This is a genomic window from Streptomyces sp. NPDC004721 (genome assembly GCF_053601495.1).
The window spans coordinates 15,834-33,359 of sequence record NZ_JBSGBZ010000023.1; the positions used below are offsets into that span (position 1 = coordinate 15,834).

At 72.8% G+C, this 17,526-nt stretch carries 13 protein-coding genes and 3 tRNA genes; 8 read left to right on the plus strand and 8 right to left on the minus strand.

All coding sequences use genetic code 11. The annotated features are described in order from the left end of the window. Window positions 1-34: 34 nt before the first annotated feature. From ACWEK3_RS21785 to ACWEK3_RS21800, 4 genes are all read right to left on the minus strand, one after another. A complete protein-coding gene (locus ACWEK3_RS21785; RefSeq protein ID WP_450538876.1) occupies window positions 35-1,963 on the minus strand; it encodes an ABC transporter ATP-binding protein in 1,929 nt (642 codons plus the stop codon). Then, the gene (locus tag ACWEK3_RS21790; protein ID WP_450538874.1) at window positions 1,963-3,696 is read right to left on the minus strand and encodes an ABC transporter ATP-binding protein; all 1,734 of its coding nucleotides are present in this window, start codon (window positions 3,694-3,696) and stop codon (window positions 1,963-1,965) included. The genes ACWEK3_RS21785 and ACWEK3_RS21790 overlap by 1 nt, the downstream gene beginning before the upstream one ends. 277 nt (window positions 3,697-3,973) lie before the next feature. Then, complete coding sequence (locus tag ACWEK3_RS21795; protein WP_390724005.1) at window positions 3,974-5,428, minus strand: xylulokinase; 1,455 nt, start codon at window positions 5,426-5,428, stop codon at window positions 3,974-3,976. A gap of 91 nt (window positions 5,429-5,519) precedes the next feature. Then, the gene (locus ACWEK3_RS21800; RefSeq protein WP_450538871.1) at window positions 5,520-5,822 is read right to left on the minus strand and encodes a YtxH domain-containing protein; all 303 of its coding nucleotides are present in this window, start codon (window positions 5,820-5,822) and stop codon (window positions 5,520-5,522) included. Window positions 5,823-5,968: 146 nt separating this feature from the next. On the opposite strand from ACWEK3_RS21800, the gene ACWEK3_RS21805 reads away from it, so the two are divergent. The 3 genes from ACWEK3_RS21805 (at window position 5,969) to ACWEK3_RS21815 (ending at window position 6,385) form a co-directional block, all read left to right on the plus strand. Further along, window positions 5,969-6,041, plus strand: a tRNA-Asn gene (locus ACWEK3_RS21805). A 5-nt stretch (window positions 6,042-6,046) separates the two neighbouring features. Further along, window positions 6,047-6,119, plus strand: a tRNA-Asn gene (locus tag ACWEK3_RS21810). Between the two features lie 189 nt (window positions 6,120-6,308). Next, window positions 6,309-6,385, plus strand: a tRNA-Ile gene (locus tag ACWEK3_RS21815). A gap of 160 nt (window positions 6,386-6,545) precedes the next feature. Here ACWEK3_RS21815 and ACWEK3_RS21820 read toward each other — a convergent pair. Both ACWEK3_RS21820 and ACWEK3_RS21825 read right to left on the minus strand, forming a co-directional pair. Beyond that, a complete protein-coding gene (locus ACWEK3_RS21820) occupies window positions 6,546-6,707 on the minus strand; it encodes a hypothetical protein (protein ID WP_172632976.1) in 162 nt (53 codons plus the stop codon). Then, complete coding sequence (locus ACWEK3_RS21825) at window positions 6,704-7,534, minus strand: ANTAR domain-containing response regulator (RefSeq protein ID WP_450538869.1); 831 nt, start codon at window positions 7,532-7,534, stop codon at window positions 6,704-6,706. The genes ACWEK3_RS21820 and ACWEK3_RS21825 overlap by 4 nt, the downstream gene beginning before the upstream one ends. 310 nt (window positions 7,535-7,844) lie before the next feature. Here ACWEK3_RS21825 and ACWEK3_RS21830 point away from each other — a divergent pair, with 310 nt between their 5' ends. Beyond that, on the plus strand, window positions 7,845-8,780 hold the full coding sequence (locus ACWEK3_RS21830; protein ID WP_453250371.1) for an anti-sigma factor RsbA family regulatory protein: 936 nt from the start codon (window positions 7,845-7,847) through the stop codon (window positions 8,778-8,780). A gap of 39 nt (window positions 8,781-8,819) precedes the next feature. Here ACWEK3_RS21830 and ACWEK3_RS21835 read toward each other — a convergent pair whose 3' ends face one another. After that, window positions 8,820-9,860, minus strand: a complete 1,041-nt coding sequence (locus ACWEK3_RS21835; protein ID WP_390724008.1) for a rod shape-determining protein — start codon at window positions 9,858-9,860, stop codon at window positions 8,820-8,822. Window positions 9,861-10,177: 317 nt separating this feature from the next. Between ACWEK3_RS21835 and ACWEK3_RS21840 the strand changes: the two genes are divergently transcribed. Together ACWEK3_RS21840 and ACWEK3_RS21845 are read left to right on the plus strand one after the other, a co-directional pair. Beyond that, complete coding sequence (locus ACWEK3_RS21840) at window positions 10,178-13,837, plus strand: S8 family serine peptidase (protein WP_453250372.1); 3,660 nt, start codon at window positions 10,178-10,180, stop codon at window positions 13,835-13,837. Window positions 13,838-14,206: 369 nt separating this feature from the next. Then, complete coding sequence (locus ACWEK3_RS21845) at window positions 14,207-15,076, plus strand: ATP-grasp domain-containing protein (protein ID WP_453250373.1); 870 nt, start codon at window positions 14,207-14,209, stop codon at window positions 15,074-15,076. Between the two features lie 13 nt (window positions 15,077-15,089). Here the strand turns inward: ACWEK3_RS21845 and ACWEK3_RS21850 are convergent, their stop codons facing one another. After that, window positions 15,090-15,695, minus strand: a complete 606-nt coding sequence (locus tag ACWEK3_RS21850) for a hypothetical protein (RefSeq protein WP_390725006.1) — start codon at window positions 15,693-15,695, stop codon at window positions 15,090-15,092. 190 nt (window positions 15,696-15,885) lie between these two features. On the opposite strand from ACWEK3_RS21850, the gene ACWEK3_RS21855 reads away from it, so the two are divergent. After that, window positions 15,886-16,659, plus strand: a complete 774-nt coding sequence (locus ACWEK3_RS21855) for an IclR family transcriptional regulator (protein ID WP_450538861.1) — start codon at window positions 15,886-15,888, stop codon at window positions 16,657-16,659. Further along, window positions 16,656-17,501, plus strand: coding sequence for an SMP-30/gluconolactonase/LRE family protein (locus tag ACWEK3_RS21860; protein WP_450538859.1), 846 nt, complete (start codon window positions 16,656-16,658; stop codon window positions 17,499-17,501). The genes ACWEK3_RS21855 and ACWEK3_RS21860 overlap by 4 nt, the downstream gene beginning before the upstream one ends. Window positions 17,502-17,526: the final 25 nt, after the last annotated feature.

The window sequence follows — 17,526 nt, forward strand, 5'->3', positions numbered from 1 at the left end:
GCGAGCGGCCCCCGACAGCAGCACGCACCGTCGGTCAGTCGACCTCGGCGACCGCCTGCGCGAACTGCGCCTTGTACAGGCGCGCGTACGCCCCGTCGGCCGCCAGCAGCTCGTCGTGGGCGCCCTGCTCGACGATGGAGCCGTTCTCCATGACGAGGATCGTGTCCGCGTCCCGGATCGTGGAGAGCCGGTGCGCGATGACGAACGACGTCCTGCCGTGCTGGAGTTTGGCCATCGCCTTCTGGATCAGCACCTCGGTACGGGTGTCGACCGAGCTGGTCGCCTCGTCCAGGACGAGGATCACCGGGTCGGACAGGAACGCCCGAGCGATGGTGATGAGCTGCTTCTCACCGGCGCTCACCCCGGAGCCCTCGTCGTCGATCACGGTGTCGTAGCCGTCGGGCAGCGTACGGACGAACCGGTCGGCGTGCGCGGCCCGCGCCGCCTCCTCGATCTCGCCGCGGGTGACCTCGCGGGAGGCGCCGTAGGCGATGTTCTCCGCGATGGTGCCGCCGAACAGCCAGGTGTCCTGGAGCACCATGCCGATCCCGGACCGCAGTTCGTCACGCGACATCTTCCCGATGTCGATGCCGTCGAGCGTGATGCGCCCGCCGGTGACGTCGTAGAACCGCATGAGCAGGTTGACCAGCGTGGTCTTGCCCGCGCCGGTCGGACCGACGATCGCGACCGTGTGCCCCGGCTCCACCGTCAGCGACAGGTCCTCGATGAGCGGCTTGTCCGGGTCGTAGCGGAACGACACCTGCTCCAGCGCGACCAGCCCGCGCAGCTCCTGAGGCCGCACGCCCGGCACCGGATCCGCCGTCTGCTCCTCGGCGTCCAGCAGTTCGAAGACGCGCTCGGCCGAGGCGACGCCGGACTGCACCAGGTTCGCCATCGACGCCACCTGGGTCAGCGGCATCGAGAACTGCCGCGAGTACTGGATGAAGGCCTGCACATCACCGATGGACAGCGTGCCCGACGCGACCCGGAGACCGCCGACGACGGCCACCAGCACGTAGTTGATGTTCGAGACGAACATCATCAGCGGCTGCATGACGCCGCTGTTGAACTGCGCCTTGAACCCGGCCTCGTACAACGCCTCGTTCTGCTCGGCGAACTGCTTCGCCGACTCCTCCTGGCGCCCGAACACCTTCACCAGGGTGTGCCCGGTGTACATCTCCTCGATGTGCGCGTTGAGCTGGCCCGTCGAGCGCCACTGCTGCACGAAGTGCGGCTGCGACCGCTTGCCCACGCGCGTGGCGACGACGAACGACAGCGGCACGGTCACCAGCGCGACCAGCGCCAGGATCCAGGAGACGTAGAACATCATGACGAGCACGCCGATGATGGTCAGCACCGAGTTGATCAGCTGGCCCATCGACTGGTTCAGCGTCTGCCCGATGTTGTCGATGTCGTTGGTGGCGCGGGACAGCACCTCGCCGCGCTGGCGCTTGTCGAAGTACGACAGCGGCAGCCGCGACAGCTTCGTCTGCACGTCCTCGCGCATCCGGAACATGGTCCGGTTCACCGACCGGTTCACCAGCCGGGTCGCCACCGCCATCAGCAGGCCGGCCACCAGGAACGTACCCAGCGCGAACAGCAGGACCTCGCCGACGGCACCGAAGTCGATGCCCTTGCCGGGGGTGAAGTCGGTGCTCTTCAGCATGTCGGCGATCGAGCCCTGGCCGCGCTCCCGCATGGAGGCGAGGACCTCGTCCTTGGTCGCCCCGGCCGGCATCTGCCGGCCGACGATCCCCGCGAAGACCAGGTCGGTGGCCTTGCCGAGGATCTTCGGCCCGATCACGCTGAGCGTGACGCTCACGACCACGCACAGCACCAGGGCGGCGAGCGTGATCCGTTCGGGTCTGAACTGGGTGATGAGCCGCTTGCTCGACGTCTTGAAGTCCATCGAGCGGTTGTCGGGCCCGCCCCCGGACATCATCCGCCCCATCGGCCCGGCCATCAGGCAGCCTCCGCTTCCGTCAGCTGGGAGAGCACGATCTCCCGGTAGGTCTCGTTGTCCGCCATCAGCTCGCGGTGGCGGCCGGTGCCGACGACCCGTCCCTCGTCCAGGACGACGATCCGGTCGGCGTCGCGGATGGTCGCCACGCGCTGGGCGACGATGACGACGGTCGCCTCGGAGGTCTCGCGCCCCAGCGCCGCCCGCAGGGCCGCGTCGGTGGCGTAGTCGAGGGCCGAGAAGGAGTCGTCGAAGAGGTAGATCTCCGGGCGCTGCACCAGGGTGCGGGCGATGGCCAGGCGCTGGCGCTGGCCGCCGGAGACGTTGGTGCCGCCCTGGGCGATCGGCGCGTCCAGGCCGTTCTCCAGCTCGCTGACGAAGTCCTTGGCCTGCGCCACCTCCAGCGCGTGCCACAGCTCCTCGTCGGTGGCGTCCGGGTTGCCGTAGCGCAGGTTGGTCGCCACGGTGCCCGCGAACAGGTACGGCTTCTGCGGCACCAGGCCGACGGTCTTGGCGAGCAGCTCCGGCTCCACGGTGCGTACGTCCGCGCCGTCGACGAGGACCTCCCCGTCGGTCGCGTCGAACAGCCGGGGCACCAGACCGAGCAGGGTGGACTTGCCGCTGCCGGTCGAGCCGATGACGGCGGTCACCTCACCGGGGCGGGCGAGCAGGTCGATGGCCTTCAGGACGGGCTCCTCGGCGCCCGGGTAGCGGAAGCCGCCGCCGCGGATCTCCAGATGGCCGTGGCGGCGCAGCTCGGTCACGGGCGCGACGGGCGGCACGACGCTGGACTCGGTGTCCAGGACCTCCTGGATGCGCTCGGCGCACACCTCCGCGCGCGGCACCATCATGAACATGAAGGTGGCCATCATCACGGACATCACGATCTGCATCAGATAGGCGAGGAACGCGGTCAGGTCGCCGATCTGCATCCCGCCGCTGTCGATGCGATGGGCGCCGAACCACACCACGGCGATGGACGACAGATTCACCACCGTCATCACGATCGGGAACATCAGCGCGAGCAGCCGGCCGGTGGCCAGCGACATCTCCGTCAGGTCCCCGTTGGCCCCGCGGAAGCGGTCCTTCTCGTACTCGTCGCGGACGAAGGCGCGGATCACGCGGTTGCCGGTGATCTGCTCGCGCAGCACCCGGTTCACGGTGTCCAGGCGGGTCTGCATGGACCGGAACAGCGGACGCAGCCGGCGCACGATCAGGGTCACGCTGATGCCGAGCACGGGGACGACGGCGACCAGCACCGCGGACAGCGGCACGTCCAGGCCGAGGGCCAGGACGACACCGCCCACACACATGATGGGCGCCGACACCATCAGGGTGAACGTCATCAGGGCCAGCATCTGGACCTGCTGCACGTCGTTCGTCGTCCGGGTGATGAGGGAAGGCGCCCCGAAGCCGCCGACCTCACGGGCCGAGAAGGACTGCACACGGTCGAACACGGCCGCCCGTACGTCCCGGCCGAGCGCCGAGGCGGTGCGGGCGCCGTAGTAGACGGCACCGATGTTGCACACGACCTGCGCCAGTGAGATGCCGATCATCACGGCACCGAACGTCAGGATGTAGCCGGTGTCACCCTTCACCACACCGTTGTCGATGATGTGGGCGTTCAGGGTGGGCAGGTACAGCGTGGCGCAGGTCTGCAGGAACTGCAGCAGCACCAGGAGGGCTATGGGTTTCTTGTAGGGCCTGAGATAGGTCCGCAGGAGTCGAATGAGCACGCTGGGTCTCTCGGAGTCGGCGGTGGGGGCAGTCGATGTCCCCTGGCACCTATCGTCGAACACTCCACCCGCGTTACCTCAACCGATTAACTCGACGGCGGGTCAACGACCGGGGCCGGGTCGTCCCTTGACCCCACGTCGTCGGACCCACCGCACGAGTGAACCGTTATGCCCCAAACGCCCCCGTAAGGATGCACGTTGCGGACAATATGACTGACCTTTATGTCTGATAAGCCGGAAAAGGCCTGTGCGGACAAAAAGGCTCGTGGGGCGGTCGTCACCCCTGGAAGGCCCCGGGGTGAACCTGCTCACGCACCGACACGTACTGCTGGCGCACCGCCTGGCCCACCGCCAGATCCTCGCCGGGCTCGAGGATCTGGGCCACCGCGCCCTGCCAGGCCGGCGGGGTGCGCGGATCCAGGGTGCCCTGGGAGGCGCCGAGCGCCCAGGCGGCCTGCCGGGCGGCGCCGATCGCGGCGTAGTCGGCCGGCTGCGGTACGACGACCTGCGCGCCGAACACCGAGGGCGCCACGGCCTGTACGGCGGACAGCTCCGCGGCGGGGCCGAGCAGGAAGACGCGGCGCACCTCCACGCCCCGGCCGCGCAGGACGTCGAGCGCGTCCGCGAGCCCGCACAGCATGCCCTCGAACGCGGCCCGCGCCACATGCTCCGGCTTCATCGACTCGCGCCGGAGCCCGGCGAGCATCCCGGCGGTGTGCGGCAGGCTGGGCGTCCGCTCGCCCTCCAGGTAGGGCAGCAGCACGAGTCCGTGCGAGCCCGGCGTCGACTTCATCGCCAGGTCCGACAGGCCCTCCAGGTCGGGCACGCCCAGCAGTTCGGCGGTGCCGCGCAGCGCCCGTACCGCGTTCAGCGTGGTCACGACCGGCAGGTGCATGCCGGTGGCGTCGGCGAGCGAGGTGATCATCCCCGTCTGGTCGACGAGCGCCTCGGGGTGAACGGCCATCACGGAACCGGAGGCGCCGAGGGAGACGACCGCGTCGCCCAGGCCCAGTCCCAGTCCGAAGGCGGCGGCCATGGTCTCCCCGGTCCCGGCCGAGATCAGCAGCCCCTCCGGGGTGGTGCCGGCCGCCTCGGCGGGACCGATCACCTCGGGCAGCGCGGCCTGCCGGCCGAGCGCCAGCTCGACCAGGTCGGGCCGGTAGGCGCCGGTGGCGGCGGACCAGTAGCCGGTGCCGGAGGCGCCGCCGCGGTCGGTGGTGCGGCGCATCGGCCGCCCCAGCAGCTGCCACACCAGCCAGTCGTGCGCCTGGAGCAGGAGCGCCGTACGCCCGGCGGCCTCGGGCTCGTTCTTGGCGAACCAGCGCAGCTTGGTCACCGGCAGCGGGGCCTGCGGCACGCAGCCGACCGCCTGTGCCCAGGCCTCCCGGCCGCCGAGCGCGTCGATCAGGTCGGCCGCGGCGACCTGCGCCCGCCGGTCGCCGCCGACCAGCGCGGGCCGCACGGTGGCGCCCTGGGCGTCGATCGGGATCAGCGCGTTCTGCTGCGCGGAGACGCCGATCGCCTGCACGCCCTCCAGGAGCCCGCCGCCCGCGGCTTCCCCGAGGGACAGCAGCCAGGCCTGCGGATCGACGTCGGCGGAGCGCCCGCCGCCCTCTGGGGTATCGACCGGATGTGGCGCATATCCCTGCCTGAGTACGGACCCCGTGTCCGCGTCACAAACGACGATACGAGTGAAATCGGGCGAACTGTCCAACCCGGCGACTATCCCCATGGCGAAAATTCTGCCGTACCGCCGGGCTTGCTCGGGCCGCGGTCGCCCCGGCGTCGCGGGGGGTGCGCGCGGTCCCGTCGGCGCGGGCCGCTCACGTGTTGCTGGTGCCCCAGTCGTCCTCGCCGCTGCCGTTGGCGTGGGTGCGCAGGGAGCGCACCCGCTGGGCGACCGATTCGGGAACGCGGTCGCCGACCTTCTCGCTGACCGTGTGGTAGGCCTTGCCCGCGAACTGCCGACCCTGCTGCGCCGCGGTCTCGGCGGTGTTGCGCACGGCGGGGTTCTGGGCGATCTGACGCGCGGACTTCTTCAGCTGCTCGTAGCGCTCACGTCCGGCCCTCGTGCCCAGCACGTAACCCACGGCGATCCCTGCGATGAACGTGAGCCGGTAACGCATGGCGGCCACCCTTCCCTTGCCTCGAGGTCACAGCCGGGGAGAACCGATTGGCGGAGCACCCCCCTGCTTGCGCTAATGTATGTGTCGCAGCGAGCGCGCGCCCCCTGGCGGATACCCAGGTAGGTGCGTTCGATGCAACGAGGCATTCCTCCGTAGCTCAATTGGCAGAGCAGCCGGCTGTTAACCGGCAGGTTACTGGTTCGAGTCCAGTCGGGGGAGCTCGGTCCTCCGTAGCTCAATTGGCAGAGCAGCCGGCTGTTAACCGGCAGGTTACTGGTTCGAGTCCAGTCGGGGGAGCATGTTGAACGAGGACCCTTCGGGGTCCTTTTTCATGTCCGGATTCATGTCCCCGGGGAACCACCGCGGCCGCGGTGAAGTCCTCAAGGTCGTGAACAGCCGCGGAAGACGACCATCCGAAGCAGGAGATCGTATGAGCGGCTATGCTGCGGCAGACGGCGCGCACACTTGTACGCGACGCGCCGCAACGGGGCGGTAGCTCAGCCGGTTAGAGCAGCGGACTCATAATCCGTCGGCCGTGGGTTCGAGTCCCACCCGCCCCACCAGGCGCTACCCGCGCAGAATCGATGTGACCAGCGGTTTCGCGGGTCACTCCCAGCAAGTCTGTGGCCCCCGGAACTGGATCCGGGGGCCTTCGGCGCGTGTTGGCCCGTTTTGCACTCGGCCGGAGCAACGGCAGGCGCGGACGGGCTACTGACGGGCTGCTCAGGAACGGTCGTCGGCGGGGTCGGCGGTCTCCGGCAGATCGTCGCGGTCGCCCTCGGCCTGGGAAGGGGTCGGGTACGGCGTGTCCGGCGGTCCTGCGGCGCGCTGCGTGTCCTCGTCGTCGCGTTCGCCCTCGGCCTGGGATGGGGTGTGCTCTCTCATGGTGGTGACTCCTGTGGACGGGACTGGTCACTCGTCCGCATATCGGGTACCCCGGTGGCCGGGCCCTCACCGTGTCCGCGGTGCGTCCGTGCCGTTTCCGGGCCGGGGTGTGTCCGGGCCGGGCCGGTGTGCCGCGCGAGCGCGGTGCGCAGCGCCGAGCGGATCTTCATCGGCGGTGCGGGGCCGTCGTCGCGCGCGCCCGCGGTGATCGCGGCGGCCACCGCGTGCAGCTTGGTGTTGGAGCGCTGGGAGGCCTCCCGGAGGACGTCCCACGCCTGTTCCGCGGTGCACGCGTGGGTGGCCATCAGGACGCCGCGCGCCTGGTCGATCACCGGGCGCGAGGAGATGGCCCGGCGGAGCTGCTCGACCTCCGTCTGGAGCTGGAGCAGCCGTTCCGTCCGCTCCAGGGCCACCGCGGAGGTGACCGGCGGCGCGGGCGGCTCCGGTCCCGCGGCAGCGGCCGACGGGTGCGGCGGGTCCGTGGTGTCCAGGCCGGTCAGCTCCAGGACGCGGCGCGGCTGGCCCGTCCAGCCGGTCGCGGTCACCCGGACCGGGGGACGCCGGCCGTGATCGTCGAGGCTGTCCAGGAGTTCCAGTCCGGCAGTGTCCATGAACGTCACCCCGGACACGTCCAGGTCGACCCGGCCGACGTCCGGCGGCAGCTCGGTCAACGCCTGGGCCAGGGCGTCCGCGCAGCCGTGCACCAGCTCCCCGCGCGCGGTGAGCGACGTCCGGTCGGCCACCGGGTCCGTGCGGACGTCGACGGTGAGCGTGCCGGCCGGGGTGTTCCGCCGTTGTGCGTGAGATCGTGATGCCGCTGCGGCCATGTCCCCGCCCCGTCCGTCCTCGGCAGCCCTCGTGCGTCCTCGCGACGCTGCGTTTCCCGTCGTCCCCGTCGCCCCGGCCGGCCCGTGCCCCACGCACACCGCGGCGCTGCGGAGCCACGGAACCCCGGCGGTGCTGCCCTGCGCCTGCCCGCTCCCCGGACGACTACACACGCCCGGGAACGGGCCTTGTCGGGGACGCAGTGGGTACGCGTAAGGCACAGGTGCCGGACGGGCGGAGGACAGGGGGCGTCGCGTCCGGGGGCAACGGAGACGTTCTGGCCCGAGCTGCCGGGATGGAGGTGTCGACGGCATGACCGCGACTGCGGCGGAACCCTTCGTCCACCCCGCCCTGTTCTACCGGGACGAGCGGGAGTACCTCGCGGGCACCGTGTCCTTCGTGCGCGAAGGACTGGAGTCGGGCGAGCCGGTCGCGGTGGCCGTCCCCGGCGACAACCTCCGGTTGATCGAGACCGGTCTGGGCGCCGACGCCGGGTCCGTACGGCTGCTCGACATGCGCGAGGTCGGGCGCAACCCGGGCCGGATCATCCCCGCGGTGCTGCGCGCCTTCGCCGACGCCCAGCCGCCCGGCCGCCGGGTGCGGATCATCGGCGAGCCGGTCTGGGCCGGCCGTACGCCCGTCGAATACCCGGCCTGCGTCCAGCACGAGGCACTGATCAACGCGGCCTTCCAGGGCCGCGAGGTCACCATCCTGTGCCCGTACGACGCCGCCCGCCTCGGCGGACGGGCCCTCGCCGACGCGCACGCCACCCACCCCGTGGTCATCCCCGCGGGTGCCGCCGGGCAGCGGGAGAGCGCCGCCTACGCTCCCGAGCAGGTCGTCGCCCGGTACAACGAGCCGCTGCCGCCGGTGCCGGACGCGCTGTCGTTCTCCTTCACGGAGCAGACGCTGTCGCAGGCCCGGCACGTCGCCGTCGCCGAGGGCGCGCGGCTCGGGCCCGCGGCCGCCCGGCTGGAGGACCTGGCCCTGTCCGTGGCCGAGCTGACCACCAACAGTGTGGTGCACGGCGGCGGGTCGGGTGAGCTGCGGGTGTGGGCGCAGGACGGGTGCGTGCTGTGCGAGGTGCGGGACAAGGGCCGCCTGGACGATCCGCTGGCCGGCCGCCGGCCCGTTCCCCGCGAGCAGCGCGGCGGCCGCGGTCTGCTGCTGGTCAACCTCGTCGCCGACCTGGTCCGCGTGCACTCGGGCGCGGAGGGCACCACCGTCCGCTGCTGGTTCGCCGACTGACCGCCACCGGTGCCCCGGCGCCCCGACCGGTCAACGCGCCTACGCGCCCAGCGGGTTCAGCACCAGCGGCTCGATCTCGCCCTCCAGCATCGCGCCCAGCCCCTGGATCGCGCACACGTCGGGGCGTTCGGCGATGTGCACCGGCATGCCGGTCGCGTCGCGCAGCATCTGGTCCAGGCCCGGCAGCAGCGCGGAACCGCCGACCATCATGATCCCGCGGTCGGCGAGGTCGGCCACCAGATCGGGCGGGCACACGCGCAGCACCTTGTAGATGCCGTCGAGCACGGCGGTCAGCGGCGTCTGGATGGCGTCCCGTACGGCGGCCGTGTCGATCCGCACGGACCGGGCCAGTCCGGTGGCCACGTCCCGCCCGTGGATCTCGGTGGACGCCGGGCCGGACGGGGTGAGCCCGTTGCCGGACAGGGCGATCTGGAGCGGCCGCAGGGACTGGCTGGGCAGCGTCAACGCATGGGCGTGGCGCAGGTGTTGCACGATGGCGTGGTCGACGGCCTCCCCGCCGACGGGAATGCGCTCGGCGGCGACGATCGAGCCGAGCGAGAGGACGGCCACCTGGGTGGCCGCGGCCCCGCACATCATGATCATGGTGGCCTCGGCCCGCTCCACGGGCAGCCCGCAGCCGACGGCGGCGGCGATCAGCGTGTCGACGAGTTCCACGCGCCGCGCGCCGAGCCCGACGAGCGTCTCGATCGTGGCCCGTTGGGCGAGCGGATCGGCGTCGTGCGGGGTGCAGGCGGCGGCCCGCAGCCGGGCCGCCTTGCGGCGCAGGGCGCGGCGCATCCCGTCGCCGAGCAGGTGCCGCAGCATGCGCTGCGCCATCTCGATGTCGACGACCGTGCCGCCGGAGACCGGGCGGACGACCCGGATGTAGGCGGGGGTGCGGCCCGTCATCCTCTCCGCGAACTCGCCGACCGCGATCAGGGCTCCGTTACGGGTGTTCACGGCCGCGACCGAGGGCTGGTCGACGACGAGCCCGGGGCCCTTGACATAGACACGGGTCCGGGCCGCTCCCAGGTCGACGGCGAAGTGGCAGCGGCGCAACTGCTCCAGACTGGCGGACATGGCGGAGCCTCCTGAGAGCGCGGACCGTGGCGGCCACCGGGTGGCGGCCTCCCTGGCATCGTGCGGGCGCGGCGGAGCGGGCGCCTGTTCAAGGGGGCCGGGCGGGGTGCCGCTGGGCGGGTGGATTCCGGCGCTCTGCGCGTAAGGAGTGAGGGACAAGGACACATGGACGGCTCCCGCCGTCGACGGTCGGGGCCTGTCCCACTGGCGGGAACCCGCCAGGCGCCGACTCGTTGTCCCCTTCCAACTCCCCTGCCACACAAGGGTTCTGCCACTCTTCGCAGCACTGAGGACGTGTGGCGGAGAGGAGAGGCAGGATGCGCGCAGGACCCCCCGGACGGACAGCGGGCCTTGTGTCGGCCGGGCTCGTGATCGCCCTGCTGCCGGCCGGACCGGCGGCGGTGCGGCAGCCCGCGGGGCCGCCCGGTCCTCCGGCGGCCACCCCGGGCGGCGCCCGCGCCGTCACCCTCGTCACCGGCGACAAGGTCACCGTCACCGACCTCGGCGGCGGGAAGCGGACCGTCACGGTGCGCCGGCCCCAGGGCGCCACGGGTGCCGTGCGCACCCAGACGGCGCGCGGCGCCCTGAGCGTCGTACCGGACGAGGCCCTGCCGTATCTGCGGGCGGGCCGGCTGGACCGGCGGCTGTTCGACGTGGACACGCTGTTACGGCAGGGGCTCGCGGACGCCCGTACCGGCGAGCTGCCGCTGATCGTGACCTACGGCAAGGGAGTTCGGGCGGCGACCCCGCGGGGGACGGAGCGGACCCGGAGCCTCGCCAGTGTGCGCGGGGCCGCCGTGGAGGCCGCCAAGGGTCGGGTGTTCTGGCGGGAGTTCACCGGGCACGGCACCTCGTCCGGCGGTATCGACAAGGTGTGGCTCGACGGGCGGGTCACCGCCGACATGGCCGAGAGCAACGCGCAGATCGGCACCCGCGAGGCCTGGGCGTCCGGTCTGACCGGCAAGGGCGTCACCGTCGCCGTCCTCGACACCGGCGTCGACACCTCCCACCCCGACCTCGCCGGACGGGTCGCCGTCACCAGGAACTTCGTGGACGGCGAGGACGCCGCCGACCGCAACGGCCACGGCACCCATGTGACCTCCACCGTCGGCGGCAGCGGCGCGGCCTCCGGCGGCGAGGAGAAGGGGGTCGCCCCGGACGCCATCCTCGCCGTCGGCAAGGTGCTCGGCGACCAGGGGTCGGGCAGCGAGTCGCAGATCATCGCCGGGATGGAGTGGGCCGCCCGGGACGTGCGCGCGCGGATCGTCTCCATGAGCCTCGGCTCCAGCGAGCCCAGCGACGGCACCGATCCCATGGCGCGGGCCGTCGACACCCTCTCCCGGGAGACCGGCGCCCTCTTCGTGGTCGCCGCGGGCAACACCGGCGCCCCCTCCTCCATCGACTCGCCCGGCGCCGCCGACGCCGCCCTCACCGTCGGCGCGGTCGACCCGTCCGACCGGGCCGCCTATTTCACCAGCGCCGGGCCCCGCACCGGCGACAACGCCCTCAAACCCGACCTCGCGGCACCCGGCGTCGACATCCTCGCCGCCCGCTCCCGACTCGCTCCCGGCAGCGGCGCCTACACCACCATGAGCGGCACCTCCATGGCGACGCCCCACGTCGCCGGTGCCGCCGCGCTGCTCGCCCAGCAGCACCCCGACTGGAGCGGTGAACGGATCAAGGACGCGCTGATGTCGACGGCGAGGCAACTCGACGCGTCCGCCTACCTGCTGGGGGCGGGCCGGGTGAGCGTCCCGGACGCCGTGCACGCGCGGATCACCGCCACCGGAAGCGCCGACCTCGGGTTCCACCGCTGGCCCCACGACGCGGACAAGCCGGTGACCAGGACTCTCACCTACGCCAACTCCTCCGACGCCGACATCGAGTTGAGTCTCGTCGTCCAGGGCGCCCCGGACGGCGTCGCCACCCTCGCCGACTCCGCGCTCACCGTGCCCGCCCACGGGACCGTCACCACCACCGTGACCGGAGACGCGGCCAAGGCGCCGGTGGGCGGGACCAGCGGGTGGATCGTGGCCTCCGCGTCCGGCACCCCGGTCGCGCACACCGTGTTCGGGCTGGTCAAGGAGGACGAGCGGTACACGCTCACGGTGCGCGTCAAGGACCGCGACGGCGCTCCCGTGCCCGCCGATCTCACCGTGCAGCGGCTCGCCGCGGGCGCCGATCCGTACCCCGCGCACGTCGGCGACTCGGGCACCCTGCGGCTGCGCCTCGAGCCGGGCACGTACAGCCTGACCTCCTTCCTCGACGTACGCGGCGGTCACGGCGCCGACTCCCTCGGCCTGGGATTCCTCGCGGCGCCCGAAATCACGCTGGACCGGGACCGCGAGGTCACCCTGGACGGGCGCCGGCTGCGGGAGATCAGGGCCGAGACCGGACGGCGCACGGAGACCCGGCAACTGCTCATGGAGTACGACCGGACGGCGGACGGCTCCGACCTGTTCGGCGCCGTCCAGGTGCCCGTGGCGTACGACAGCGTCTTCGCCGCGCCGACCGAGCCGGTCACGCGGGGCACCTTCGAGTACCGGACCGTGTGGCGGCTCGGCAAACCGCCGCTGGAGGTCAAGGGCGTCGCAGAGGCGCTCGTCCAGCCCGGCGCCACGCTGATCGAGGGCCGCAGCAGGCTGCCGCTCGTCGACGTCGGCGACGGGGACTTCACCGGCAGGGACGTACGCGGCAAGGCGGTCCTGGCCCGGTTCACCGGCTCCGCCGAACCGGCCGCGCTGGCCCGGGCCGCCCAGGACGCGGGTGTGAAGGCCCTGTTCGTGACGGACGACCTGCCCGGCCGGCTGAGCGCCTGGTGGGGCACCGACGACAACGCCGACCGCCCCCTCCAGATCGCCACGGTCGACGCGGCCGACGCGGCACGGCTGCGGACCGCGGGCCGCGTCGACATGACGGGGACGCGGAACACCCCGTACGTGTACGACCTTTCGCAGGGGCATCGCGGGGCGATCCCCGACACGGAACTGACGTACGCGCCCGGGCCTCGCCAACTGGCCGGAATCCGGACCAGGTTCCACGCTCCGCGGCCGACGAGCGGCGGTGAGTTCCGGTACGCGCTCACCGACACCTTCCCCGTCGGCATCGGCTTCCAGGAGCGGATCGACCTCCCGGCCGAGCGCACCGACTACGTCTCCACCGGTCCCGGCGAGCGCTGGCAGGAGTCGGTGACGGTCGGCGACGGCACGCTGGAGCAGCGCGGTGGCCAGGTCCGCTACGAGGGCGAAACGCGCCCCGTGCTCGACTGGTTCAAGCCCGTCTGGCACCCCTGGCTCGGCACCGGACTCGACTGGGGTCAGCAACGGGCGGGCGACCGGCTCCAGTTCAACGTGCCCGGCTGGGGTGACTCCGGGCCCGACCACACCGGCTTCGGGGACGTGTGGAGCGCGGACAGCGGCATGTCCCAGACGACGGCGGTCTACCTGGACGGGCAGTTGGCCGACCGGCGCACGGGCGCGGCCGCGTACCTGGCGGACGCGCCCCCGGACGAGCACACGTACCGGCTTGTCACGGACACCGCGCTGGACGCCGGCAGGTGGCGGCTCGCCACGCGGGGGCATGCCGAGTGGACGTTCCGCTCATCGGCCACCCCCGAGGACCACTGGACCACCCTGCCCCTGATCAACCTCGCCTTCGACATCGGCACCGACCTCGCGGGCGACCTGCGCGGCGGCGGCCGGGTGCCGGTCGGCGTCCGCGCGCGGTACGTGGCGGGGGCGACCGGCACCGGCACCGTCGGCGACGCCGGCCTCGAAGTGTCCTACGACGAGGGCGCGACCTGGCGGCCGGTGCCGCTCACGGGCGGGCACGGCTCCTGGCGCGGCACCCTGTCGGTGCCGCGCGACGCCGCATCCGTCTCGCTGCGGGCCACCGCGGGCGACGACCGGGGCGGTTCGGTACGGCAGGAGGTCGTCCGGGCGGTGGGGGTCGGGCAGGAGGACCGTCCCCCGTCCTGATCGGGCCGGGGGACGGAGCGCGGGAGAAGAGGCCGCGAGGGGCCCGCCGGGGCAGGGCCCCTCGCGGCCGCCGCTCAGCCCCGCGCCAGCCCCGCTTCATGATCTTCCCCATGTCGTTGCGGGGCAGGGCGTCGAGGAGACGGACGACCCGGGGCCGCTTGTGCGGGGCCGGCCGCCGGGTCACGTGATCGGCCAACTCCTGGGACCGACTGGCCGGGGCCGGTGACTCCGTTCCTGCACCAGGGGGCGACCGTACGCACCGACGCGGGCGGTTGTTAGCCTGCGGGCCCGTCACTGTTCGAAGCCTCGGACCAGGGTCTGCGCGGATCTGCGCGGATCTACGAGGAATTACGCGGATGGAGCCCCGCCGTGCCCCGCATCGCGCTCGTCACCTGCCGGCCCACGCCCGGTATCAGCGACGACCCGGACCTTCCGGTGCTGGTGGAGGCGCTGGAGGAGGCCGGGGCCGAGGCGCGGGTCGTGGCGTGGGACGACCCCGGGGCCGACTGGGGCGGGTTCGATCTCGCCGTGATCCGGTCGACCTGGGACTACAGCTGGCGGGTGGGGGAGTTCACGGAGTGGGCCGAGCGGTGCGCGAAGGCGACACGGCTGGCCAATCCCGTCGAGGTCGTGCGGTGGAACGTCGACAAGCGGTACCTCGGGCAGCTCGGGGCGGCCGGTGTGCCCGTCGTGCCGACCCGGTACCTGGCCCCCGGAGACCCGGCCGACCTGCCCGACGACCACGAGTACGTGATCAAACCGGCGTCCGGGGCCGGAGCGCGGTTCGCCGCCCGGTACACGCCCGACGAGCGTGACACCGCCGTACGGCAGCTCGCGCGGATGCACGCCGAAGGGCTCACGGCCATGGTCCAGCCGTACATGCGGCGCATCGACGCGGGCGGGGAGCGGGCGCTCCAGTTCTTCGGCGGACGCCTGCTGCACGCCGGCCGCAAGGGTGCAGTCCTCGCCCCCGGCGTCGCCTACGACGAGCGCAAGGCGGCCCACCCGGGCATCGCGCCCTGGACCCCGACCCCGGCCGAACTCTCCGTTGCCGAGCGAGCGTTGGCCGCCGTGCCCGGCGTTCCCGAGCTGCTCTTCGCCCGGGTCGACCTGGTGGACGGGGAGGAGGGCGAACCCCGCCTCATGGAGCTGGAGCTGGTGGAGCCGAACCTGTTCCTGTGGCTGCATCCGGAGTCGGTGGCACCTGTGACGGAGGCGATCCTGGCCGCCGCGGGCTGAGCCGCCCGAGGGGTCACTCGCCGATCCGCGTCCGTTGCAGCAGGCCCCAGGTGAACTCGGCCACGACCTCCCGGCGGACACCCTGACCGTCCGGGGCCTGGAAGGACAGGCCCCAGCGGGTCGGGGCGGTGCCCTCCAGGGGGCGGGCCGGGGCGAAGGCACGGGCGGCCTCGTCGACCGTGCAGGACCAGGGGGTCAGATCGGCCGCGGTCCGCAGGTCGGGTCCCTCGGCCCCCGGGGCGCGCACCAGCCACTCGTTCCAGACCCGGCCGTCCGGGGCGGCCAGCACCTCCAGGCGCAGATCGGGCCAGAGCGGGACGGGCCAGCTGCGGGCCTCGCAGTCCAGGTCACCGATACGGCGGGCGGTCGTCGACTCGGGCTCGCCGAGGATCGAGCGGTACCGGGACGCCGCCGAGCGGGACCGTGGTGAGCGGACCATCGCCTGCCAGCGCTTGTTGGCCTCGCGCATCTGCGCGCGGGAGGCGCCCAGCGTGCGGCGGGCGTCCTCCACCAGGTCCGGGTTGTGGTCGGCCATGCGGCGCAGCAGCACCAGCTGGAAGTCCAGCGGGGTGAAGGGGCCGGCGGGGCGCTTTCCGGAGGGCGTGGTCATGGGATCCATCGTCGCCCACCCCGTTCCGACCGGCCCTTCCCTACCCATTGCCCGCGCGCCCACCCATTGCCCACGCACCCGCCCATTGCCCGCGCAATCCGCAGTGACTAGCCTGTGTTCGTCATTCCGACCGCCTTTTGATATGTCGAACACAGGCTTGTATCACTCGGATCACTCGGATCAAGGGAGGGGGCCGGTCGTGGGACGCCTCGTACCTGCCGTGACCCGGGCTCTGGACATCCTCGAGCTCTTCCTCGACGGGGACGGGACGCTCTCCGCCCCCGACATCGTGCGCAGGCTGCGACTGCCGCGCACCACGGTGCACGAGCTGGTCACCACGCTCGCCGCTCGCCAGTACATCGTCCCCGTGACCGGGCAGCCCGGACGCTACCGGCTGGGCGTACGCCCCTACCAGCTCGGCAGCCGCTACGCCGAGCAGCTGGACCTCGCCGCCGAGGGCCAGCAGGTCGCCCGCTCGGTCGCGGAGACCTGCGACGAGACCGTGCACGTGGCGATCCTGGAGGACACCGACGTCATCTACATCGCCAAGGTGGACTCCACGCACGCGGTGCGCATGGTCTCCGCGGCCGGGCGCCGCCTCCCGGCGCACTGCACCTCGGTCGGCAAGATGCTGCTCGCCTCCCTGCCCGAGGAGGAGCTGGGCGCGCGTGTCCCGGACGACGCCGAACTGGCCGCGATGACGCCGAACAGCATCACCGACCCGGCCGCGCTGCGCGAGGCCCTGGGCGAGATCCGGCGGCGGGGCGTGGCGGTGGAGAGCCGCGAGTCCAACCCGGACGTCAGTTGTGTGGCCGCGCCGGTGCGCGACCGCACCGGGCAGGTGGTCGCGGCCCTGTCCATCTCGGTGCCCATGATCCGCTGGAGCGAGGAGCGGCGGGCGGAGCTGGAGCAGCTCGCCGCGAAGGGCGCCGCCGAGCTGTCGGAGCGGCTCGGCCACCGGGGCGCGGCATGACGGGGTACGAGGTCGCCGTCCGCGCGCGGGCGGAACTGGGCGAGGGCCCGACCCGGGACCCGGAGACCGGGCGGCTGATCTGGGTCGACATCCTCTCCTCCCGGGTGCACGGCTACGACCCCTCCACGGGCCGGTGCACGGTCCGTACGACCGGGCAGCACGTGGGCGCGGCGAAGCCCCGCACGGGCGGCGGGCTCGTCCTCAACCTCCGGGACGGGGTGGGCCTGGTGGACCCCGACGGCGCCTTCCGCTGGCTGCACCGCGACCCGGTTCCCGGCCGGCGCGGCAACGACGCCGCCGTGGCACCCGACGGCTCCCTGTGGGCCGGCACCATGCGCTACGACGAGGCCCCGGGCGGCGGCACCCTGTCCCGCCTCACCGGCGACGGCACGGCCGAGGTGGTGCTGCCCGCCGTGGCGGTGAGCAACGGCACCGGCTGGAGCCCCGACGGCCGCCTGATGTACTACGTCGACTCACCGACCCGCCGTGTCGACGTCTTCGACTTCGACGGCCAACGGATCACGGGCAGGCGGCCGTTGGCCCAGGTGGAGGAGGGCGCCGGCTTCCCGGACGGCCTCACCGTCGACGCCGACGGCTGTGTCTGGGTGGCCCTGTGGGACGGCGCCGCGATCCGACGGTACACCCCCGCCGGCACCCTGGACCGCGTACTCGCCCTCCCCGTCTCCCGCCCGACGGCCTGCGCCTTCGCCGGCCCCGGTCTGACCGACCTCTACGTCACCACGGCCCGTACGGGCCTGGCCGCCCCCCACCCGCTGGCGGGCTCACTCCTCGTCGTCCCCGACGCGGGCCAGGGCCTGGTCCAACCCGCCTTCGCGGGCTGATCCCGTCGGCCCGCTTCGACGGTCG